A 22,039-nucleotide genomic window follows, 5' to 3' on the forward strand; every position below is an offset into this window, starting at 1 on the left:
TAGGGCTGAAAAAAGGTGAAATGCCCGTAGCATTACATGCTCCAGCTCTGGTTGTCCCCGACGATACAATCCCAAATTTGGATCCGGCCACCATTGCGTTTCGATTCCGGTCCATGCGCATCGAGGCAGCGGCCTGTCTTCTCATTCACCAAAGCCAGGCGTTGTTTTCCGGGCAAAGGCTTGGCTGCCCAAATCTGCGCCTCGTTGCCATCGCAGCCAAAGGCGCGCACCGGAGCGCCGTTGTCACTTCCAACTGCCTCAAGGCACATGCCACTAGCGGTGACAATCATCCCATCATCCTCAAGATGAATGAAGCGCTGATTGTTGCCGCCCAGGCATTCCCACACCCGCAGTTTACCGCCTTGCTGCCCGAGATCTTTCGTATCGAGATCAAGGCACATGCCATCCCCACTGGTGAGCGGACCGGTAAACTCCAGTTCTATCTCTAAGGCGTCGGGCCTGGGCATTACGCCAAAACCTTCAGGTGTCAGCACCACTTCCTCACCTCTTACCAACGCCTCAAATACACCGGGATAGGAGAGTTCGACCGGTGCAAGCGTGAACTTGGGGGCGAGCAGTCCAGTCCCGCCAGTTGCGAAGATGGTGCCGTCAGCGCGCACGGTCCATTCCATCTCTCGCTTGAGTAGCTCGTCATATGCGGTAAATTTCTGACGGTCGCTCTGCTGCAGCTTTGATGAAGTGACCATGCCTGGATCGACGACCCAGACGAACAAATGCGTCCATTCCTCCATCGCGATCACAATGCCGTTTTCGATGATTACCTGCTTGCCGAGTTCGCGCAGACGCCAAATGCCATCGATGGGAAGCGGTGTACCCTCGTCGTATTGCTCATAGCTGGCCAAATCAGCACGCGCGCGGGTGTCTTGCGCATTCAGGGGTGCCACTGGCGCGGCAAAGATCAATGCGAACATCGCTACGAGTCCGCACAGATTGACCTTAGCAAAGCTTCCAATATCTTGCTTTTGCCCATTCATTGATACTGCCTCCCATGTCCTAGTGCTGATATGGATCAGTCAAGCGACTATGCGAATGGGGTGAATGCCTCAATCTGTTGCACTGTATTGCCGATGTCATCTGGGGAGAAAGTGGCACTGCGGCTGAGTCATTTGGGGGTGGCGGCAATTTGGCTGTCTACTGACTGTCTGGTTTGACTCTCAATTTGCGGATCAATCAGGATTTAACCAAATTAAGGGCCACCTGAACTGCTATCTCAAGGCCCGGAATGGTGTTGTCAGAGTAACTGTACCTGTCGCGGATTGAGGCGGTGAGGGTAGGGCGGTTTGATTCCCGGACACCGTAAGCCAGACAGCCCATTCAAGAGGTTAAACTCGTCACCTGAGATCATTCGGCTTGTTGTGATGATGTACGTCCGCTTTCCGCTGAGCTTGCGGAATGTAGAGGATCTGCTGTTTGAGCGAGGGATCGACGTTTGCCACGAGACGGTGCTATTCTGGTGGAATAGGCTTGGTCCACTGTTTGCTGCGGATATTAAACGCCATCGGATCAGCCGGATGCGCGGTTTCAGGCAGTGGCGCTGGCACCTTGATGAGATGTTCATGAAGATCAACGGCGAGATGCGCTACCTTTGGCGGGCGGTCGACCACGAAGGCGAAATACTCGAAAGTCACGTCACTAAGAAGCGCGATAAATCAGCGGCTTTGGTGTTCTTCAAGAAGGCGTTGAAGCGGCAAGGTAGCCCTGTCGAAGTTGTGACCGACGGTCTGCGATCGGTACTGTTGGTTTGGTTTACGGCAGAGAGTGAATTCAGGAGTCTAGCGTGCGAAGCCGACATAATATCCTTTTTATGGTGATGCTCCATATTGCTGGCGTGGCTGCGCTTCAGTTTTTGGCGCTCTCTTCAGCCAGCGCTTCATCGAACGCTTCTGACAATGAGGGGATTGAAGCGCCTCTGGATCTAAGGGCGTATTTTGAATATCGCACTGTGACGCTTGAAAATGGTTTGCGTGTAGTGCTGCACCGCGACACATCAGTGCCGTTCGTATCAACTGCCGTTTACCTTCACGTGGGCTCCAAGGATGAACCTGAGGGGAAGTCGGGATTTGCGCACCTCTTTGAGCATTTGCACTTTAATGGAACGCCCAAAAATCCAGGTGAGTATTTTAGCTACCTGAATGAAATTGGCGGTTCGAATGCCAACGGCACGACTGACCTTGATCAGACAAACTACTACCAGACAGTGCCCAAGAATTCGCTGGAGAGGCTGCTGTGGCTGGAATCGGATCGTCTGAAAAACATATTGGACGGCATCACTGAGAGGAAATTGCAAACACAAATCAATGTGGTCAAGAATGAGAAAAATCTCAGTGAAAGCGGCCCGTTCGGCAATTCGATGGCTCGCGCAATGTCCATCCTTTTTCCCAAGGGGCACCCGTATCACCACTCAACGATCGGGTCGGTTGAAGACCTTGAAAGCGCATCACTGGAAGATATCAGGCGCTGGTACGCCAAGCATTATGGCGCGCGTAATATCGTCCTCTCTTTGGCCGGCGACATTGAATACGACGCAGCCGAGGCCTTGGTGCGAAAGCACTTTGGGCATTTGGAACCCGGCCCTGCGATCACCCAGGATGAACGCCGACATGTCAAACGTCTGGTGATCACACGACATAGTGTTACGGACACTTCGCCGTCGTCCCAACTTGTGCGAAGTTATGTGTTGCCGCCGGTGATCAACAAAGAGGATCTGGCGCCCGCAATTGCGGCTGAGATTTTCGCTGGCGGTGAAAACTCTCCATTGTACCGCGCGTTAGTAACCGAACAGAAATTGGCCAGCAGCACGTCAAGTGTAGTGCGGTATAAGCAGTTGGCGACGATTGTTCATATCTATGTTGTGGCCGCAGAGAGTGTTCCCCTCGACGACCTTGCGAAAGCGATGGATGAGGCAACAGCGAAGTACCTGAGCGAAGGGCCTGATCGCGACGATATTCTCAGGATACGCGGGGCGGAAGAGGCGTATATAATTGAAAATTCGACATCCAATTCTGCCAAGGCGGGGATGCTGGCAGAGGCGTTGATGTACAGCGACAACCCGCATAACGACATTGAGGTCTTGGAGTGGTTGCCGCAGCTCTCGCCCGAGCAGGTCAAATCCGGAGCCCGGCAATGGTTGGCCCAGGGCTATCATGATGAATATCTGATCGGCACCTCTGAATATCGGGCGCTCCCCGTGCCAGAGTTGATCGGCGAAAAGCCGCCGATTGGCCCAGCACCAGGTCTGACTGTCCCAACGCCTGAAACATTCACACTTTCAAACGGATTGGAGGTCGTGCTGGTGGAGCGTCAAAACTCTCCTACGATACTGATGACGCTAAATATTCCATCTGGCTGGCAAGCCTATTCTGGTGAAGGGCGGGTCGTACCTCCATTGGCGCATGATATGCTGATGTCATCGGGCCATTCCAAGTTGAGTAGCGGCGAGGTTGCAGACGAGAAAGCACGGTTGGGGATGACGGTGGAAGGCGGCTCTTATCGCCGGAATACGACCTATTCGTTGTCTGCTATCCTGCCCAGATTTAAAGACGCCCTTGAGCTGTGGAGCGGCGCGTTTATCCGCACTGAATTTTCTCAATCTGATTTTGAAATTGCGCTTCGGGCGCGGCGCGAACGCGTGCTGAATGCGAGCAAGGATCCAAAAGTAGCGGCACCGGACATCGCCGAGAGGAAAATGCAGGATGACGCCGGTTATTTGACATATCCGGAGCGGCTCGAAGCGCTGCAGAAGGTCACACGCGATCAAGTCCTGTCCCATCACAAAGACCTCTTCCAACCCAACGGAAGCACATTGTACGTGGCGGGAGATCTCTCGGTGGAAGATCTGCGACCAATCTTGGAAGAGAACTTTCGTGAATGGAAGCAGACACGACCGCTGCCTCCCATTCCTGACATTGGTCCATCAGCCTCGCGTGATAGGCCGCTGTTTATTCTCGTCAACGATGAAGGCTCACCGCAAACACAGATCACGGCCAAGAGAGTTACAGATATCGCTTACGATAGCCATGACGAAGGTCATATTGTCGCAAACCTGATCTTTGGCGGTGGGTTTACCTCACGCTTGAATTTGAATTTGCGGGAAGACAAGGGTTGGACATACGGCATCTCATCGGGGCTTAGCGATCAAAATGACCAGATGAGCATGACCATACATGGTTCGGTTACCGCATCGGAAAGCGTAAATGCGATCAACGAGATTATCGCAGAAATTGCGCGTTTGGAGAGCGAGAACCCGATTACAGACAGCGACGTTGAGAAGGTGGTTTCGCCTATTCAGAAAAACATTGGATTACTGGCTGGCGACAACCTCAATATTGTCGCGATGATGCTCGAAAATGATATGCGCAATCGCCCCTATAATTATCAGGAAGGCAGCCAAGCCCGCTATAAAGCGCTGACCGCCGCGACTGTGCAAGCTGCCACCCAGGAGTTGTTCCAGACGGATGATCTGGTTTGGACAGTGGTGGGGGACATATCCTTGTTTGAGGAGCAATTGCGCGCGCTGGATTTGGGTGTGGTTGAAGTTTACGATCTCGACGGTCAGAGATTGCGGTAAATCGCATTCAGATTAACGCCTCAGCAACCTACGGAGCCAGTTGCCATGCGCATATATCCGCAGGAGGGCATCCGAAATTGATACTATGATCGGTATAAGGCCAACGTCATGATGGTTCGTGATGCAATGGGAAACGTAACGTCGCCAGAGCCCCGCTGGGCCGGGCATTTTCAAAGGTAACCACCGCATTCATTGATCGCGCGGCGGCCTGGATTATCATCATTCCAATCCCGGCGTGACGTTTGCGATATGCGCTATTGTCTGGCTTCTTTGCTGAATTCAGTGATTCAAGGATTTTGTCAGGGAAGCCCGAACCGTAATCGCGAACGCTGACACAACCTTTGCCAGTCACTTCGATTTCAATAGGGTCATTGTTGCCGTCGATCACACCGTGATGAATTGAATTGATGACAAGATTTGATAGCGCCAGCTCAAAAGTGTCGCGATTGACACTTACCAGCGTCGGCTCCGCAGCCAATTTAAGCGATATCTCTCGTCCCGCCTGTTGCGCAAATTTTTGCTGGCTATCAACAACTTCGCGGACCAAGTCCGTTAAGTCGAAGACTTGCGTATTCATCTGCACGGCTAGTCATTTCCGCCAGCTTGAGCAAGCGATCGATCAACTCAGTCATGAGTTGAACATCTTCTTTTAAGCTGTCTCGGATTTTTGAAGGTTTGAGCAAATTTATGCGCGCATTCAATATGGTGAGAGGTGTTCTCAGCTCGTGCGCCATCGCAGCACGAAAGACATTCTCTCGTTCGTAGCTATCTCGCACTCGTTGAAAGGCTGTGTTCACTGCGTTTACGAAGGCTTCCAACTCTGTCGGAACTTTATCAAGCGGCAGATTGAACGCATCTGCGGAAAGTGAGAAATTTTCCACGCGTTTCGCGAACTTCTGAACCGGCCTTAGTATTACGAAAACCGCTAATGGAATAATTATGAATATGCTCAAAGAGAAAATTGCTGCGGATCTCAAAATGTTGGGCAGGTAATTTTCCGTTTCATAATCAACGAAATCTGCCGGAAACTGATATTCCGGATCTACACCACCGATAGCCCATGCCAGGTGCCCTCCAGACCCACACGTGATTTCAAATGTGCTGTAGTTTTCGCTCTGAAAATTTCCTATTCCAGTTTGCTCATAGCAGCCATCGATCAGGCGGATCGTATCATTACCTGCCGATTGAAATTTCTTGGCGCTGCCCGGCACATCTCCATGTAATACGGTGAATTCATCACTGTCTATATAGAACCATAGCTTGGGATTGTTTTCTAAAACATGGTTCCATAGATACTTATGCAATTCATCGTCCGATTCCTTCGGAGATATCAATCCGTCACGATTGGAAAGGTCGTCGATATCATCCATGGTGTAATACTGGATGAATAGATTTTCTATGGTGCTTTCGACAGCTTCGTCGTTTTGAGATAGGTATTCATCATATTTTGAAATAGTATCCTTATAAACTACTATCACCAGCACTATTTGTATAACAATCATGGAGATAATTAGTCTCCAGATAAGGGAGCCGGAAATCCGTTGAGGGTGTTTCATTGCCCCACTTCTCTCAGGACATAGCCTAAATTACGGACTCCCTTGATCTCTACGTTCGCTCTCGATTTTACCAGAGTAGCTCTGAGGCGCGAGATCTGCGAAGTTAAGGAGTTTGATTCGATGTAATCATCGTAGCCATAAGCAGCTCTTTCGAGATGTTCGTGCGTTACGATCTTCCCTTTGTTCTTTATCAGGACTTCGAGTATGCTCAATTGACGTCGACCCAGCTGAATGAATTCATCACTGATCAGCACATGCATCTGGGTTGGCTCATAAACAATGTTGCCGACCTTGATATTTTCGGCTGGTTGGTTTTGACTCTTCCGGATGTTCGAACGAATTCGCGCTAGCAGTTCGTCTGAATCATAGGGCTTTGTCATGTAATCTACAGCGCCCTCATTTAATCCATGAACGATATCGGACACCTCTCCCCAAGCAGATAAAACAATGAACGGAGGTAGCTCAGATTGTGGACGCTCTTTTGAGAGGTCTGCGATGATTTCCAGCCCATCCCCATCCGGCAATCCGCGATCGATGATGACGAGATCATACGCCTGTTGCAGGATTGCCTCTTTGGTCAGGGCGACACTGTCAAAGTGATCGACGATGAAGCTATTCTGCTCGAGCAATTGCCGTATCAATAAGGCGATTTGCTCATTATCTTCCACGATCAAAATACGCATATCGTTCCTCAGGCCTGGTTTTGCTTTTTGCGCATCAGTCGTAAATTTGCATTTGAAGAATAGCGCGCTGCATTGCCTGAATTAATGCCAGGCCTCAAGCGTTCATGGGTGACAACACCCGATAGTGTTGCCAACAATGATGTCACGACATAACCTAAGGCAATGTATCCGGAATCGAAAAACATTGGCTAAGTCTCCCGTTCAACCTCTGGGTGCCAATGACCGTGCGTTGCTGGAGGTATGGTCGCAAGAGTTCGGACCGGCGCTTCAAAACTATTTCAAGAAGCGTGTTTCGTCCGCTGAAGAAGCCGACGATCTGGTTCAGGATGTCTTCGTTCGCTTGGCGAACCGAGCTGATCTGGAATCGATCAAAACTGTTAAAGGCTATATTTTTCAAACGGCCAGAGCATCGATCGCTGAATACTACCGCAAGCGATCCAGTAATGGCGCAGCTTTGCAAGATATGTTCGACGAAGACGAGCATACCGTGGCGGGAATCTCGATAGAAACTGTCTTAGCCGATAGGGAAGCCGTAAGGCAGCTTGTCGCAGGGCTTTATGAATTACCGGATAAGACACGAGACATTTTCGTCCTCTATCACTTTGAAGGCTTTAAACAAATGCATATAGCGCAAAAGCTGGATATTGGCATCAGGACGGTTGAGCGCCACCTCGCGCAAGCGAACACCTTCCTTTTGAAACGAGTTGGACGGTTTAGATGAGTCACTTGGTCAGCACAGATCTCGACGTTGACGAAGCGGCAGGCCTTTGGGATGCGCGCCTGCGCGCGCCCGATTGCACTGATGCTGACCGTGCTGCGCATGATGAATGGAAAAGCGCCGATCCAGCAAATGCGCGAGCTTTTTACGACCTGCAAAAGATGCTCGGCGAACTGTCTGGGATTGCTGGAATGCCGGAAATCCAATCTATGCGCGCAGCAGCTCTCGCTCGCGGCGTCGATGAGGCTTCGGAAGCGCGGTCTAGGCCGAACAGCTGGTTTGGGCTTGGCGGCGCGATCGCGGCGAGCGTGGTTTCTGTCATTGCTGCCACCTTACTGCTGCTGCCATCGGCTCAGGACCCGGCAGACACGAGGCTTGCCGGCGGCACCAAGATGCCCGCATACTCAACCACCATTGGCGAGCGCGCGGACATTCCTTTAGGCGATGGTACGATTGCTACGCTGAACACCGACAGTGAAATTGACGTGCAATATAGTCTGGAAGAGCGAGCCGTTCATCTGGTCAAAGGCGAGGCGCATTTCGACGTTGTGCATAATCCCGACAGACCTTTTTCGGTCTACACTGGCGATTATAAGGTTACCGCAGTTGGTACCGCATTTGACGTCAAAACGGTGAACGGCGTGGTCGAAGTTACGGTAACGGAAGGGAGAGTAAGCGTTGCGAAACGTTACGCCGATGATCCCGATCAGCTCCATCCATCGTCAATGGTAATCGCCGGACAGCAGTTCCGAGTGCGTCCAACCGGCGCGGCGATACGCAAGAAGGTGGATCTCGCCAAAACTACATCCTGGCGCCGAGGCAGTGCGGTGTTCGATGATATGCCACTGGCGCTCGCGGTTGAGGAAATGAACCGCTATAGCGAAGTCAAGCTAACCGTCACCGACGCGGGGCTGGCCCGCACAAAGATCAATGGCCTGTTTATCACAGGCCGACAGGATAATTTTGTCGAAGCTCTGGAGGCCTATTTTGGCGTTAAGGCACGAAAGTTGAGTGACACGGAAATCCTGTTGGAAGTGGCAGCGGAGTAACGGTCAGCCAGCTAAAATACGCAGTTGTAAAATAATGTGGCGGGTTTTGGTTAAGCTTTCGCTCTTCCTCGTCGACCGTGACAGCAACTGTCACAATTGACTCAGGACGGGGGTAAAGCATGAAGTGCGGCGCAGCTACCAAAGGCTCCAGAACACGAAATCTGTTTAAGGCAGGAGTTGGAACGATTGCGTTGGCGATCGCCAGTCCGGTTCTGGCAAAACCAGTCAGTTTTGACATTGACCGGCAACCACTTGGCAAAGCACTCAATGAATTTGCTCAGGAAAGCGGGCGAGAAATTCTCTTCTCCAGCGATGTCACTCGTGGCAAATTTTCAAGCGATATTGAAGGCCGTTACGAACCAGATGCTGCCCTCAGGCATTTGTTGCGTGGCACTGGCCTCCGCTTCACAATTACCAGCCGCAATACCTTTCTGGTGCAGGCGACAGGCGAAGGTGCTACCTCAAATAGCCAGCCGGCATCTGCTACGCGACGACCTGTATCAGACACCGATGCTGCCCCGCAGGAGGGCACGATCATTGTCACTGGCTCTCGTATTCGCCGGGCGATAGTATCAAACGAGACATCCAATGTCCCCCTGCAGGTACTGAATGCGGATGATATCGCGCAAAGCGGCTCTAGGGATGTCGCAGAACTGCTGCGCGACCTGCCAGGTGTAGATCGAGGTTTGACACCGGAAACTACGGCGACAACTATTCAAAATAGCGGCTTGAGCACCATCAACCTTCGCCGTTTGGGCGGGAATCGAACACTGACCTTAATAGATGGACTGCGCGCTGTTTCCAACTCAGGTGAGGGGGAGAGTGTAAGTCTCAACACGCTGCCAAGCGGTTTTGTCAAAAGGCTTGAGGTTACAACTGGCGGCGCTTCGGCGATTTATGGGTCGGACGCGATTGCGGGTGTTGTAAACGTCGTCCTTGAAGATAGCTTTGAGGGTATTGAACTGGGTGCACGCTATAACACACCAGAAGCGTCTGGCGGCGAAGAAATCTCGCTCGATGCAACCTTAGGCAAAAGGTTTGCTGACGATCGTGGTTATTTCCTCGCCGCGTTTAGCTATGACGATCACAAAGCAATTTTTGCGGATGCGTCACGACCGCAATCAATCGCAAGCGTTGAATTCAATCAGCCTTTAACCAATCCGCTTGATCCCGACAATCCCAACGCTTTCCGGGATGAAACCACATTTGGTGATTGCGATAACTCGGGACGTTTCTGCATCAACCCATCGGGCAATGTTGGTTTGCCAGGCGGGATTTTTGAAGGTGACGATGCCTTCAATATTGGAGGGGTGTTCTTCAATGACAGGGCGGGCAATCTTCCCGATGATCGCGATCCGCGATTTGGGTTTGAAACAGATGTGGACGGCTTTAACTTTCGGCCTGGCCGGTCGCTTTTTCCATCATTTGAAAACTATAACGGGGCCATTCGTTCATCGTTCGAAATTACGCCCGATACAGAAGTTTTCTTCAACTTGCTGTACGCGCATTCTACCGCCGTATCGACAAATGGTGCACAGACAATCGCCAGCGGAACGGACATTGGACCATTCAATGCCTTGGGTGACATCGGCACGATCGCAGCTGACAACCCTTTCATTCCGCCTGAGGTTGAAGAGACGCGGATAGGAACGGTGTCTTTTGTACGGCGGCTGTCCGAGGTGGGTTTGGCAATCACAACCAATGAGCGTGAGACAATTCGCGGTTCATTCGGTTTGAAAGGCGCAATATCAGATGATTTGAGATGGAATCTGGGCGCGACCTTTGGCCGTTTCGATCAACGCCAGGTATCTCAAAACCAGATAAACTATCTGAATGTACGCAATGCTTTGAACGTTACAGCAGATGGCACCCAGTGTGCAGATGTAGCAGCGCGGGCGGACGGCTGTGTTCCGCTGAACATTTTCGGTGAAGGATCAATCTCCGACGCCGCTGCAGATTTCATTCGTTATAATGGACTTTTGGAGCAGTATCGTGAGCAGGCGACTGTATCTGGTGCGATTGATGGCTCGATTTTCACCTTGCCGGGCGGCGATGTAAAGGCGGCGTTCGGTTTTGACTACCGGCACGAGCTTCAGGATACAACTGGCGACCCCGATCAGGATCTCGAACTTACATCGCTAACGACCACGCCAGATTTCCGCAGCTCATTCGATGTTATTGAAGGATTTGCTGAGCTTGATATCCCGATCATCGAGGATCAATTATCATTGCAACTTGCGGGTCGCGTGGCCAGCTATTCAACCATTGGCACGGTTTACAGCTATAATGTCGGCGGCACATGGCAACCGATTGATGATATTCGTTTCCGTGCACAGTATTCCCGGTCCCAGAGGGCACCCACTCTAACAGAGTTTTTTGCTCCTTCTCGGCCAGATTTCGATAGCTTGCGGGATCCTTGCAATGGCTTGATGCCCGACGGAACCGGTGTAACTCCAGCTCCGGGCAGTCCGGCATCAGCTGAAACGATTGCCGCCAACTGCCTGACGGAACCAGGAATCACAGCCTTTTTCGCTGATCCCGACAATGCCGGAATGGCCTTTAACGGCCCCACTACCGTCAGCGGCCCTAATTCCGGCAATGAAAATCTGCAGGAAGAAACCGGGACGACCTATACAGCAGGTGCTGTGTTCACGCCGTCATTCATTCCAAATCTGGTTGTGGCAGTTGATTATTATGATATTTCCGTTCGCGATGCGATCGGCAGTGTTTCCACCCAACTGACCGCTGATCTGTGTGTTTCGGATGTAAATTTCCCCAACAATCGTTTCTGTGACGTTATCACGCGTGACGCGTCAACTGGGCGGGTCACGCAGGTTGTTAACCAGTCGGAAAACCTCGACAGTCTGGATGTTGCGGGTTTGGACGTCTCGGCTCTATATGAAATCGAACCGAAAATAGTTCCGGGCAGATTCAATTTTGATGTGCGTTATTCGCATTATTTCAAGGATGACTTTACCTTCCTGGCAATTGAGGGACCGACAGTATCGGACTCTTTGGGCAGAATTACACAATCGAGGGACGAATTCCGCGCGCGCGCGAGCTGGGGCTATGACGGCGTGACGTTGACTTGGACGACGCTTTTCAAAAGCGGTGGTCTTGATGAATTCGTTCCCCCTGAAGACCCACAATTCTTCCGCGCCGGATCAGAGACACTTCATAACCTTTTCGTGCGATATCGTTTTGGAGATGATGATCGATTTTCGATCTATGGCGGCGTGACCAATATCTTCGACAGGATTGGCCCTGTTCTTCCGACCGGTCTAACGCTCGGCAACACCAGAAATATCCTTTCCACATTGAATGATATCGAAGGGCGTGAGTTCTTCGCTGGAGCGCAGGTGAGGTTCTGACCAGCTCTATTGGGGGGGCAGTGCTTGAGCAGGAGTTAGGGCGGTTATGACCTTGATCTGCCTCCAAGGGGACGTGGTCCGCTTTTGAAAGTTAGGATTACGTCTATTCGCGGCTTGAAATGAGCGGATGAATGGCACGTGCGAGATAGCTGGCAGAATGGTGTTGTCAGACTGACTGTACCTGTTGCGGATTGAGGCGGCGAGGGCAGGGGGCTCTTTGTCCAGCAGAGACGATTTGGCTTTAGACGGACAACATCCCGCTTAGGTTCATGCAGGAATCTAATCAGATTCCGGTTAATCTGGTAATGCCTGAAGCAAGGGGCAAAGCCCTAATCAAGAAGCGCAGCCGCCTCTATCGTCTTACGAAAATTTCGTGGGATCATTGTGCCGACAACCATCTCCACGGCGGATGTTGCTGCTCCGCGCCAAGCCACCGGGACTTTCGAAAGGGCGGCTTGATCGATATCAAATTCGCCTGCGAAGATGGCCTTGGTGCCGCGTCCGCCCATGGCCTTTTCAAACCGTGTCGAGCCGGCAACATGGATCGCACCAGGCATGAAAAATGGCTCAATCTGCCAGATGCATTCGCTCAAATCGGCGCTCCACACCGCATGGTCTTCCCAGCCAAGCATGTCCTCTGAAATCATCTGTTTTACCGGTCCTGGCAGCTTTGGTTCAACATGCCATTCATTGACGAGGTTGGTTCGTCCATCGGCGTCCTCGGTTCGCTTGGTCACCTCAATGCTGCTTACATCGGCGAGCGCGGGGACAATTTCAGGAAGCCGGTCGCGGACCGTCTTGGCAATTTCATGTAGCGGTTTTCTGACGCCGACAAGAGTGCTGAATGTTTTCACACTGGCTCCTTTTGAAATGTCTGCTCTGAGGTCAGCCGCGCCACGCGGGCGGCATGCACTCGCCGGTCGAGGCGCATGTTGATGCGGGTCTCGCGCGACACATGCGGGCCGGCAGATAGCCAGGCGATGGCTCCGGCCAACGCTTCCTCAGCCGGTCGTGGCGCATAACCAAGCGCGGCGGTGGCATCATGGCTGTACCAGTAATAGCGACCAGCCATTGCGGCTTGCGTTTGCGTCGCCAGAGGCGGCACCCCCGTGACTAGCGCGCGCAGTTCTTCAACTGCGGCGATACCCCTACAGGTTGGACCGCTAGCCAGATATCTAGGTGGATCTACCCCGGCCAACTCGGCTATGCGGGTATGGATCTCGCGCCAGGTGAGGTTTTCCGATCCGAGAATGTAGCGCGAGCCGGCTTTGCCGCGCTCGGCCAGCAAAAGGTGGCCATTCGCCACATCCTCAACCGCCACGATGTTGCAGCCCCCAGCCCAGCTTAGCTTTAGGGGGTCAGCAAGATAACTGGCTATGACGCCGTTACTGGGGCCGAGACTACTGCCGTATGGGCCAACACTCATCGTCGGCAGAGCAAAGACGATCTCGACGCCTGCTTCTGCGGCAAATTCGGTGGCGCGTGTCTCCTGTGCGACCTTGGCGGCGACATACCCTGTCTGCACGGTATCGCCGGGATCTGCTGTGTCCGTTTCATCACGGATAATCGGGTCTGTCCCAGCACCCAAAGTCACGGAGGACGATGTGACAACCACGCGCCGGACGCCTGCATGGCGCGCCGCCGTGATGACATTGCGCGTGCCCTCAATGGCGGTCGCCTGCATATCGGCCTGGGTTTCCCCCCAGTAGGTGAAATGAACTGCCGTATGAAAAACGACCTCGCAGCCGGCCATTGGTGCGGCCAGAGAGTCGATGTTTCGCACATCTCCAACCGCCAACGACACGGGCAAAGCAGAGATGTGTGTCACATCCGACGTCACGCGCACCAGACCTGTCGCCACATGGCCCGCACGGATGAGCGAGCGCAGAATGTTTGCCCCGATCAACCCGTTCGCACCTGTGACCAGCGCCTTCATTGCGGTTGCTCCAAGCTGGTGGCCACCGCACCTAATATGTCGCTGAGTAATCCGGCGAGCAGAACGGGCCGCTCCTCCTCCTCTACGAGCATCTTGGCAGAGGGTTGGAAATGGCGCAGCCCATCAGCATCGATTTGGACTGGAACCGGCTTGCTGCGCTTGGCCCAATCCAAGCCATACCGGAGGGGCTCCATCCAATCGTCTGGCAAATCATCGCGCAGTCTCTCTGCAATCGAGACGAGGCCATCAACGGGTAGCGGTTCATCCACCTCAATTTGCGTGGCCGGTTTGCCAATGCGCACATCCCGGCCTTCCAGCACGGCCTCAAGATTTGCGAAGGTGCGGCTGGCAAACCGGCGATAGGCATCGGTCACCAGCCAGGCGTGCAGCTCGGGGAATAGCGAGAGGTCAATCGCTTCCACCAGCGGCGGTTGCCGAAAATGCTGGCGCGCGAAGATGGTGACAACCGTGTCCTCGCCAACGCCTGCGAACTCGACCAGCCCATCATCGGCTATCGCCGACTGATTTTCGCTGAACAGCGTCTGCCAGGACATGGCCTGGTGAGTCTTGGCGTAGGCGACGGTTTCGATCTTGGTCACATCGATAACATCCCCGCCAAGCAGAGCCGTGAAATTGGGCTGCGGCAGATATAGGTTGCGCTCAAGCTGGCGCGTCACTCGTCCCTTGGCATCGCAGGCGACGCTCTGCGCTTCGCCGCCAACATAGTCATTCATGAACTGAATCGTGCGATTGATTGGCACGCAGGCGGCGAAGGTCTCCAGCGGCACCGGAAAGCGACGAACACAGTCAAACAAGACCGCACCATCCACCATGCGCCAGCGCAGGCCCGTCTCATCCGCCGCGCACCCCCGCAAAAGCGCACGGTGATCGGCTATGGCAGGCGCAACTTTGCCCCATTGGGTCTCGGCGATCTCGTCGGCGCGCACGTTGAGCGAGGCGGGGTTACGGACGATGGTATCCTTGGCGAACATCACTTGCCAGGCGTTGCGCGCTTCGGCGAACTGGCCGAGGGCGATTTCGATCAGCGTGAAAGTTCCGCCGCCCTTCGCAACATCTTCTGACAAGAGCGGGTTGAGCAAGTGGTTCAGCCGCGCATTCACTTCGTTGCGGAAGGGAAACAACGTAGTGTCGACCTCCTGAAGTATGGGTGTTGCACTGCGGTCTAGCGCCGCGTCTCTCTGCCGTCGCCGTGCGGCAGAGCGCGCTCGCGGTGAGACATTCACCCATCCCTCAAAAGGCAGAAGCGAGCCGATAATGGCAACGCCTTTTGCCTCTCCGGGCGCTTCCCAGAGGCGCGACACTTGCGGGTCTAGCCCCATCTTTAGCGCGCCTGCCTGATCAGCCAGCAGCGGATCGCTTGCCGCGATTATCGTATGAGTGGCGAGCGCGCATGGCCGCGCACGACCTGCGTGGCCATGGCTGCTGACACATGCATCAATAAGGGCTGCATCCACCGGCGCGGCTGCGCGCAGAGCCCGCATTACAGCGCCAACATCCCGCTGACGCATATAAAGGCTTTCTTTCTCTCGCCCGGGCAGGCCTGAAAGCAACGTATCCAATGTCAGCGCATAGCCATCACAGGAATCGGTCTGATTGGCCGCAAAGAGGATCCTGAATGCCGCCTCCCTCCAAAAGGTGGAAAGCGGAATGCCAGCAAGGGCCGAGTCGGTCGGGAATGGCATGTCTTGCGCATCCTCGGACAAGTCGACGATATCGTAATCCCTTCCTGACGGTGTGACAAAGCGATAACCCAACAAATCGGCGCGCATGAAGACATCGCGGTTCTCTGCCCATAACGCATCGCTGCCCTCGGTTGTGCCGACAATCACCGATTCCGCGCCAAGATCAAACAGGTGGTCAACCAGATGTTCGACAAGTTGCGGGCTGGTCATGGACGGGGAGTTGGCAGCAAAGCCATCCATGGCTGGTATGATGACGACCTGCCCGTTGTTCCCCGGCGCCTCAAGCGCTGCTCGGACACGATCATCGAGCGCCATCGCCGCCGCTGCGCGGTCAAGCAGCTCTGCAGGCGTTGCTGCGGCATCAGTGACGACTGCAATTACGTGCTGCCGCTGCGTCAAGCGGGGTCCACGCTCAGATTTATGCGCAGCACCATCTCGTCGAACCCGTCGACGACTGCTTGAGCGCTGTAATTCTCGCCTGCTTTCAGTGTCTTGCCATTGAGCTTTGCTGACACAGCGACCTTCTGCTCGCCACCAGGAGGCATCGTGCAGCGCGCTGGATCAAATGATGGCGTCAGTTTGGTAGCGCGCGCCTCATTGGAAAAGACGGTCGCGGCGAAGCCGAGAGCGACCTCCGCATCGCGCGGGTTCTCGATCACAAACTCCGCTGTCGCAGTCTCGCCGATTTTGCCTGATAACATCAAATCATGAACCGTTCGAGTACCGTCGCTACGCGGATCGGGCCCTGAGCCAGAGCCTGAAACCCCGCGCGCTCCGTCCCCTATTGTCGCCATCCCTGCCATCCGGGCAAGTTCGCTCGCATAATCTGTCGCAAGACCGAGCAGCTCGCCGGGGTATTTGATCGTCTCTTCGGCTGTCAGTTTGGCAACTGCGCTTGCTGTCGTCCGGCTGTCGGTCCGGCCTACGCCATAGTCGGCAAAAATCTGGCCATAGCTGTTTAGCGCATTGACCCGGCGCCCAGCCCAGCGGCGCGCCAGCTGGGTGAACAAATCGCTGACCTCGGTTATCGTTTCGGACGCTCTGGATTCGGTTCTCTGCCCGTCAGTGCCCACCCTCTCAGCACTGCTTCGCATGTCCTGTCTCTTGGTGTTCATCAGCAGCAGGCCTGACAGCAATCGACGTGATATGCACCGCATTCACAAGGTAGCACCGCAAGCGCTATCCTGATGGGGCGCACATCGCAGCCCTTTATCCTCAGATCAGCATAGCAAACCTCGCAGCACTCAACGTCTTCGGGAAGGCGCCCTTGCTTGCCGGTGGAATCGTTGGGTTTGCCGCGACCGCCAATTTCAACGACCAGCATCAGCTTGTGCTCACCGCAGGGCTCAATGGTGAATTTCAGCGGGTCGATGATTTTGCCGTCGATCTTCAACTCGGTGTTTTTGCAGCTCCAGTCTGACAGTTGCACCTCAATCTCGCGCTTACGGCGCCATTTGTTTTCGATAACGATGGGAATGACGCGGCGTTCGCCAACTCTTGCCTCGACGACAAGGTCACTGTCTGCGACGCAACAACTGCATTGGCACTCATCGCGTTGACAATTGTCTTCGGGACAAGGGCAACCGCAGGCATCGCGGGGGCGGGTCATGTCCCCTGCACGGGCCATTACTTCTTCGACACCGCCGCGCCAGCTATCGAAAGCATTAACCCAGGGTCGCATCACGTCGCGCGCCAGAGTCTCCATCGCGGCCATGGTGTCTCTGTTTGCGGGCATGGGTGATTGTCTTATGATCTGGGCCTGCATGGATCAGTTCCTCTTCCTTTTTCCGCCTGCCTGAGTGGCGGGTTTGCCAGTTCCGGGCTTGATGGCGGTTACAATGGCGATCTCCAATTCGGAGGCAAAAACGGGAATAAAGGCGCGATAGCGGCGCGCCGGGTTGAGCGTGACATCCCAAATGGCGGTGATGCGCGCATTGTGCGTGGAGCCCGGCGCCAGAGTGAAGGGGCCTGCGGGCATCGCAAGTGTGATAGTGCCAATCTCGGTCAAGACGCCCGGCGCTCGATTGAGCGCAGCGGTCAGGACAGCGAGCACAGATTCAGTGTCTGAGGCATCTGCGGCTAGTGGCTCTTCGCGGCCCAGCGGATAGTCCCCGCGAACATCAACCGGCAGCGGAACATTGCCGCGATTTTCAAAAGCAACCGTCACCTCATTCGCGCTTGCTAGCGTGGCGTCGATGACCGCAGGTGAGGGGCGAATACGAAGTGATGTGTCTTCCACCACATCAAAGGAGACCTCGCGTTTCAGCCCCGCGATTTCCAAAGACGCAACATATTCGCCGGGGGGCATATGGCGGTTGAGCCTCAGCGACACGTCACCGGTTGCGGTTTCTCCATCGCCCCGCAAGACCAATGGCCCGGCGCTTTCGACATAGGTTGTAGCCTTGCCTTTGCCTGCTTTTGAACCCATGCTGGCGACGGGTGTCACATTCTTCACCAGAACATCTTGCGCCGCCCGCAAATCGCCAGTCTTCGCCTTGACCCGCACCGGAAATGTTAGCGCTGAGCGGCGCGATGAGGTGGCTAGCGGTGCCTTGTCGGGCCAGTCTATCAGTTCAAGAGAATGTGTGGTCATACCCTTACTCGCCCAATCTGACGCGCAGACTGTCGCTCTTCTGCGTTTTTGGCGTGGCCAATTTCACGAACGGCGTCTTGGGCAAGTCAGTCACGTCTACCCGCGCTTCACCCTCCAGTGTGACACCAATGACTTCGACACCGAAAAGGCTTAATGAGACCCGTTGCCGGTTTGGCAGACAGATACGTGTTGGCGGGAGCGGTCCCAGCACCAGCCGCAGACACTGGTCGAGCACAACCGGCTGCAGATCGACATTGGCGTTGACGTCTGATTTTGTGTTCAGATCCGATGTTGTCGTAAGTTCTGAGGCGCTGTCGAGGCGAATTTTGCTGTCTGTCTGGATCGGATCAGGAATGCGCAGCGTCAGTTCAGACTCGACCTCTGCCTCTGTCCGTATTGGGTCAGTGAAACGGATGCGGATGTCATCCAGACCATTAACATTGACAGCGACAGGGCCGCTATTCACCGTAATCGGATCATAATTTACGTCGATGTCCGCCATCCTTGTCCTCCAAAAAGCTCTTACGTCAGACTAGCCACCACTCCATTTTCATGCGGCACAACTCACGCATAATTCACCTGCACCGCGCTGATCGGTAGAGCGACAATTAAGCCTAGAGCGCCCCCTGCATACAGATCGCTGGGATAGTGATGCCCAGCGGCCAGCCGCGCCCAGCCGATGATTAGCAAGGTCGCCGCCAGCCAAAGCAGCATTGCGGGCACCACTATGCAAAGCGGGGTCATCGCCGCCACACAACTCATCATGTGTCCGCTCGGGAAGCTGTATTTATCAAGCGGTGGAAGAAGCGAGGGCACCGACTGGTCAAAATTAAATGGCCTGCTGCGACAGGTGCCTCGTTTGATCACCGGGTAGACCAAATGGCCCACAGTTAATGCGGTACGCAGCGCAAATAACCGCGCCCGTCTCGCCATACGAGAGCCAGAACAGCGCCCCGACTATGATGTACAGAACGCCGTTGGATAGGCGATTGGCACCAAGGGCGAACCACTTGATGCCGGGCCACCGAAGATGCTGCGTAAACCATCGGACGTTCTCAATTTCGCGCGCGTTACCGCTGTCGAAAAATTGCGCGACTGGCGCACGCATGGGCGCCAATCGGTTCCGTACTTTGCTTGCGACCCCTGAGAATTCCCATGATTTTGTCATGCTTATACCTCAAGAATGAGAGCATACGATCACGCGAAAAAACGATTACACACACGATTGTCATATCAGAAAAGATTCGCAGAGTCAGTGCGCCTTCGATAGAATATTGATAAATCCAATGAAAGTAATGGCTTAGCTGTTTTGGAGAAGATTGATGGAAATGCGCGATTATCCTCTTGCTTTTTATATCGCGCTTGATGGCAACGGTGTGAACGGGTTGGAGGGGATGGCCGGTATGTGTCTGTTTTTATTCAACCCATCAGATAATAGCTATGCTTGGAAAATCGATTATTATGATGGTATCGCCGCTGGACATGCCTGCGCAATCAATCCGTCCGCAACAACGGGGTTTCTCGGCAATGCTGGGCAGCATTTGCTGTTTTTTGACCCGGAAACGCTGGAAGAAACGGCCCGAGTCTCGACGCTTCAGTTCGAGACCCCGCGAACCTCGCTGCATGGCAGCACGCATCTCGCCTGGCTTAATGATGAGGAGTTCATCACTGCCATCGGAGCGCATTTCTACCGCTTCTCAACTGACAAACTGGAACAACCCGAACAGCTCGAACCCCATGGCGTGAAGCTGCCGCATGCCATGAAACTGACCAAGTCCGGGCGGCACTTATGTTATGGCTCAATGGACAGTCCGGCGGATGGCCGCCGGGGCGAGGCCTGTCATGTCGGAGTTCGCGACATGGAAAACGGCGAGATTCGGATTGTAACACTGCCCGCCACATGTTGGCACATTCTGCCGCACCGAAATAAGGAATTGTTCTATGCGATATCCTTCCGCGTCGCGCCGCAGGACCGTCAGGATTATCACGAATGGGGTATGGCCTATCTGAAGGAATACGTGTTCGAAATCGACCCCGCGCAGGGCAAAGTGGTGCGGCATTGGGCCACCGGGCGAGAAACTCCGGCGCATATCAATTCCGACATTACGATGTCAGATAGTGAACTGATTTTCTGCAATGGCGGGAGTCAGTCGGTTATCTTTCTCGAACTTGAGAACCTCGCGACATTCCGGATGATTGACGAGCGTGCCGGGTTCGCCGAGCTCAGCCAACGCCCGCGTGAGGTGGCCACGCAGGTCTATGAGACATTCACGCGCGGTAATGTTTTCGGCAATTCGCAATATTTCCTCGGCGCGCTGCGGGTTAGCCGCGGCTCGCTGCTCGACAGCATTTATGCTTGCCAGCTTTCTGCGGATCAAAGCCTGCTGTTCACTGCCAATCGCGGCCTCAACCATATCAGTATCTACAATTATCCGGACAACAGTCTGCGTTTGCGTGTACCAATGCCCGACCTTCAGGAATTCGTGCCCTCGCTATCGGCAAATGCCGACCCTCGGCTGGGTTTCCATCATGCCGCATTGGTCGGTTAGGGCGACCATGGCGACCACGGCGACTTTGGCAGATGACGCACGCGAAGGCCCTGGCAGATTGCATATGGTGTCAGACTAACACGGCAGGTGAGGGCAAGCATTGGTGGAAGCGGGCATGAACCGCAAATCACAAGCTAAGCGACCCGGTCCACCCAAGCGTTTCAGCTCATCATCCGAAGTGATGCGGCCTGTTGTGCTGCCGCATGTCTGCGTTCTGCCAGATCATTCGTATTCTCGTATTGAGTTTTCAAGGCTCCAAACATATGATGTTTCGGTAATCCCTCTCTGTTGGAGCTCAACTTGAAACTTCGTCTGCATCGACCGCTCTCTGCCGCCCTTCTTTCCGTGATGGTGCTGGCCAATGCTGATGAAGCGGATCATCCGCTGCCTTACTCCGATCCAGCGAACGAAGGGGGCTGGGTTTACAATGAGGCGATTAGCGATGAATTTGAAGCTGATCAGCTTGATGAGGATCGCTGGTTTATCGTTGGCAAGTTCGTCGATGGCAAACCAACCTATGTGCATCCAGATGATCCGAAGAAATTTGTTTGGAAAGGTCGAGCCCCGTCGCAGTTTTCAGGCCGAAATCATCGTCTCGAGAATGGCATGCTTATTCTTGAAGCGCGCTGGGAGCCTGATTTTCCATTTGAAACTGAAATCCGCATCCCCAATTTCGGCGAGCCAACGCCATACGAAAACATTACGACGCCGAGCCTGATCCAACGGCGAGAATTCACCTACGGGTATATGGAAACGCGGGCCAAAGTCGCCGATGCCGAGATCAATTCAGCGTTCTGGACAATCGGCAAGGGGCTCGAGATCGACATATTCGAACTGTTCGGTGATGGACGGATGGAGGGCAAAGAGCATCTCGACACGCAATTGTGGTGGTCGATCCGTGATTGGGGCAAGTTGAAAGGTCAGCCAGCCTATACTGAGCGGCGCCAACTCGACTTTCGCCCAGCCGATGATTTCCACGTCTACGGTCTCGAATGGAACCCCGATGGCGTGCGGTACTTCCTCGATGGTAAGCTCATCGCTGATGTGTCTGCGGATCAGGTCCGTGAATGGGCCAAGGCAAATAACGAGGTTGATGACGACTATGACGGCTGGGTTGCTGATCGGCCATTGGTCCTCTGGCTCGATATGGAAACATTTCCTTGGCACGGAGTGCCAGACAGCCTTGAGGATCTGGAAGCCAATAGTCCGGAAGGTGAAAACAAAGATGGCAAAGTCGAATTTAAGGTCGACTATGTCCGCCTTTGGCAGCGAGCAAAGCCGAGCGAGTAATCC

The 22,039-nt window shown here is 54.1% G+C and carries 20 protein-coding genes and 1 pseudogene; 7 read left to right on the plus strand and 14 right to left on the minus strand.

Translation table 11 applies throughout. The features are described from left to right. Positions 1-32 precede the first annotated feature (32 nt). Complete coding sequence (locus ACZ1GM_RS04740; protein WP_472677990.1) at positions 33-995, minus strand: RICIN domain-containing protein; 963 nt, start codon at positions 993-995, stop codon at positions 33-35. A 309-nt stretch (positions 996-1,304) separates the two neighbouring features. On the opposite strand from ACZ1GM_RS04740, the pseudogene ACZ1GM_RS04745 reads away from it, so the two are divergent. Both ACZ1GM_RS04745 and ACZ1GM_RS04750 read left to right on the plus strand, forming a co-directional pair. Continuing rightward, positions 1,305-1,751 (plus strand): annotated as a pseudogene (locus ACZ1GM_RS04745) (IS6 family transposase); the annotation flags it as partial. 47 nt (positions 1,752-1,798) lie between these two features. Further along, positions 1,799-4,588, plus strand: a complete 2,790-nt coding sequence (locus tag ACZ1GM_RS04750) for a M16 family metallopeptidase (protein ID WP_472677991.1) — start codon at positions 1,799-1,801, stop codon at positions 4,586-4,588. Between the two features lie 106 nt (positions 4,589-4,694). On the opposite strand, the gene ACZ1GM_RS04755 is transcribed toward ACZ1GM_RS04750, so the two are convergent. The 4 genes from ACZ1GM_RS04755 to ACZ1GM_RS04770 are packed head-to-tail and all read right to left on the minus strand — an operon-like array spanning position 4,695 to position 7,012. After that, entirely contained in the window at positions 4,695-5,165 is a 471-nt protein-coding gene (locus ACZ1GM_RS04755; RefSeq protein ID WP_472677992.1) for a sensor histidine kinase, read from the minus strand. After that, positions 5,116-6,144 (minus strand): histidine kinase dimerization/phospho-acceptor domain-containing protein, encoded by a 1,029-nt coding sequence (locus ACZ1GM_RS04760; RefSeq protein WP_472677993.1) that lies wholly within the window; start codon positions 6,142-6,144, stop codon positions 5,116-5,118. The genes ACZ1GM_RS04755 and ACZ1GM_RS04760 overlap by 50 nt, the downstream gene beginning before the upstream one ends. After that, positions 6,141-6,827, minus strand: coding sequence for a response regulator transcription factor (locus tag ACZ1GM_RS04765; RefSeq protein ID WP_472677994.1), 687 nt, complete (start codon positions 6,825-6,827; stop codon positions 6,141-6,143). Before ACZ1GM_RS04765 ends, ACZ1GM_RS04760 begins: the two co-directional genes overlap by 4 nt. 8 nt (positions 6,828-6,835) lie before the next feature. Next, positions 6,836-7,012, minus strand: coding sequence for a hypothetical protein (locus tag ACZ1GM_RS04770; RefSeq protein WP_472677995.1), 177 nt, complete (start codon positions 7,010-7,012; stop codon positions 6,836-6,838). Positions 7,013-7,056: 44 nt separating this feature from the next. On the opposite strand from ACZ1GM_RS04770, the gene ACZ1GM_RS04775 reads away from it, so the two are divergent. The 3 genes from ACZ1GM_RS04775 to ACZ1GM_RS04785 all read left to right on the plus strand — a co-directional run bounded on the left by ACZ1GM_RS04775 (position 7,057) and on the right by ACZ1GM_RS04785 (position 11,965). Then, a complete protein-coding gene (locus tag ACZ1GM_RS04775; RefSeq protein ID WP_472677996.1) occupies positions 7,057-7,548 on the plus strand; it encodes an RNA polymerase sigma factor in 492 nt (163 codons plus the stop codon). Then, positions 7,545-8,594 carry a FecR family protein gene (locus ACZ1GM_RS04780; RefSeq protein WP_472677997.1) on the plus strand — a complete coding sequence of 350 codons (1,050 nt, stop codon included), beginning with the start codon at positions 7,545-7,547 and terminating at the stop codon, positions 8,592-8,594. Before ACZ1GM_RS04775 ends, ACZ1GM_RS04780 begins: the two co-directional genes overlap by 4 nt. Before the next feature lie 119 nt (positions 8,595-8,713). Then, positions 8,714-11,965 (plus strand): TonB-dependent receptor domain-containing protein, encoded by a 3,252-nt coding sequence (locus ACZ1GM_RS04785; protein WP_472677998.1) that lies wholly within the window; start codon positions 8,714-8,716, stop codon positions 11,963-11,965. A gap of 329 nt (positions 11,966-12,294) precedes the next feature. On the opposite strand, the gene ACZ1GM_RS04790 is transcribed toward ACZ1GM_RS04785, so the two are convergent. The 9 genes from ACZ1GM_RS04790 to ACZ1GM_RS04830 all read right to left on the minus strand — a co-directional run bounded on the left by ACZ1GM_RS04790 (position 12,295) and on the right by ACZ1GM_RS04830 (position 19,365). Continuing rightward, a complete protein-coding gene (locus ACZ1GM_RS04790; protein WP_472677999.1) occupies positions 12,295-12,819 on the minus strand; it encodes a hypothetical protein in 525 nt (174 codons plus the stop codon). Then, the gene (locus ACZ1GM_RS04795; RefSeq protein ID WP_472678000.1) at positions 12,816-13,901 is read right to left on the minus strand and encodes an NAD-dependent epimerase/dehydratase family protein; all 1,086 of its coding nucleotides are present in this window, start codon (positions 13,899-13,901) and stop codon (positions 12,816-12,818) included. Before ACZ1GM_RS04795 ends, ACZ1GM_RS04790 begins: the two co-directional genes overlap by 4 nt. Continuing rightward, on the minus strand, positions 13,898-16,003 hold the full coding sequence (locus tag ACZ1GM_RS04800; protein WP_472678002.1) for a DUF362 domain-containing protein: 2,106 nt from the start codon (positions 16,001-16,003) through the stop codon (positions 13,898-13,900). The genes ACZ1GM_RS04795 and ACZ1GM_RS04800 overlap by 4 nt, the downstream gene beginning before the upstream one ends. Next, positions 16,000-16,719 carry a hypothetical protein gene (locus tag ACZ1GM_RS04805; RefSeq protein ID WP_472678003.1) on the minus strand — a complete coding sequence of 240 codons (720 nt, stop codon included), beginning with the start codon at positions 16,717-16,719 and terminating at the stop codon, positions 16,000-16,002. The genes ACZ1GM_RS04800 and ACZ1GM_RS04805 overlap by 4 nt, the downstream gene beginning before the upstream one ends. Further along, positions 16,719-17,339 carry a hypothetical protein gene (locus ACZ1GM_RS04810; RefSeq protein ID WP_472678004.1) on the minus strand — a complete coding sequence of 207 codons (621 nt, stop codon included), beginning with the start codon at positions 17,337-17,339 and terminating at the stop codon, positions 16,719-16,721. The genes ACZ1GM_RS04805 and ACZ1GM_RS04810 overlap by 1 nt, the downstream gene beginning before the upstream one ends. 33 nt (positions 17,340-17,372) lie before the next feature. Then, complete coding sequence (locus ACZ1GM_RS04815; protein WP_472678005.1) at positions 17,373-18,197, minus strand: hypothetical protein; 825 nt, start codon at positions 18,195-18,197, stop codon at positions 17,373-17,375. Between the two features lie 4 nt (positions 18,198-18,201). Further along, positions 18,202-18,699 carry a hypothetical protein gene (locus ACZ1GM_RS04820; RefSeq protein ID WP_472678006.1) on the minus strand — a complete coding sequence of 166 codons (498 nt, stop codon included), beginning with the start codon at positions 18,697-18,699 and terminating at the stop codon, positions 18,202-18,204. A gap of 62 nt (positions 18,700-18,761) precedes the next feature. Next, a complete protein-coding gene (locus ACZ1GM_RS04825) occupies positions 18,762-19,130 on the minus strand; it encodes a phosphatase PAP2 family protein (protein ID WP_472678007.1) in 369 nt (122 codons plus the stop codon). Continuing rightward, positions 19,027-19,365, minus strand: a complete 339-nt coding sequence (locus tag ACZ1GM_RS04830; RefSeq protein WP_472678626.1) for a hypothetical protein — start codon at positions 19,363-19,365, stop codon at positions 19,027-19,029. Before ACZ1GM_RS04830 ends, ACZ1GM_RS04825 begins: the two co-directional genes overlap by 104 nt. Positions 19,366-19,519: 154 nt before the next feature. Here ACZ1GM_RS04830 and ACZ1GM_RS04835 point away from each other — a divergent pair, with 154 nt between their 5' ends. Beyond that, positions 19,520-20,746 carry a hypothetical protein gene (locus ACZ1GM_RS04835; protein ID WP_472678008.1) on the plus strand — a complete coding sequence of 409 codons (1,227 nt, stop codon included), beginning with the start codon at positions 19,520-19,522 and terminating at the stop codon, positions 20,744-20,746. A 300-nt stretch (positions 20,747-21,046) separates the two neighbouring features. Continuing rightward, the gene (locus tag ACZ1GM_RS04840; RefSeq protein WP_472678009.1) at positions 21,047-22,036 is read left to right on the plus strand and encodes a family 16 glycosylhydrolase; all 990 of its coding nucleotides are present in this window, start codon (positions 21,047-21,049) and stop codon (positions 22,034-22,036) included. Positions 22,037-22,039: the final 3 nt, after the last annotated feature.

It is taken from the genome of Qipengyuania sp. JB2-7 (assembly GCF_055693485.1).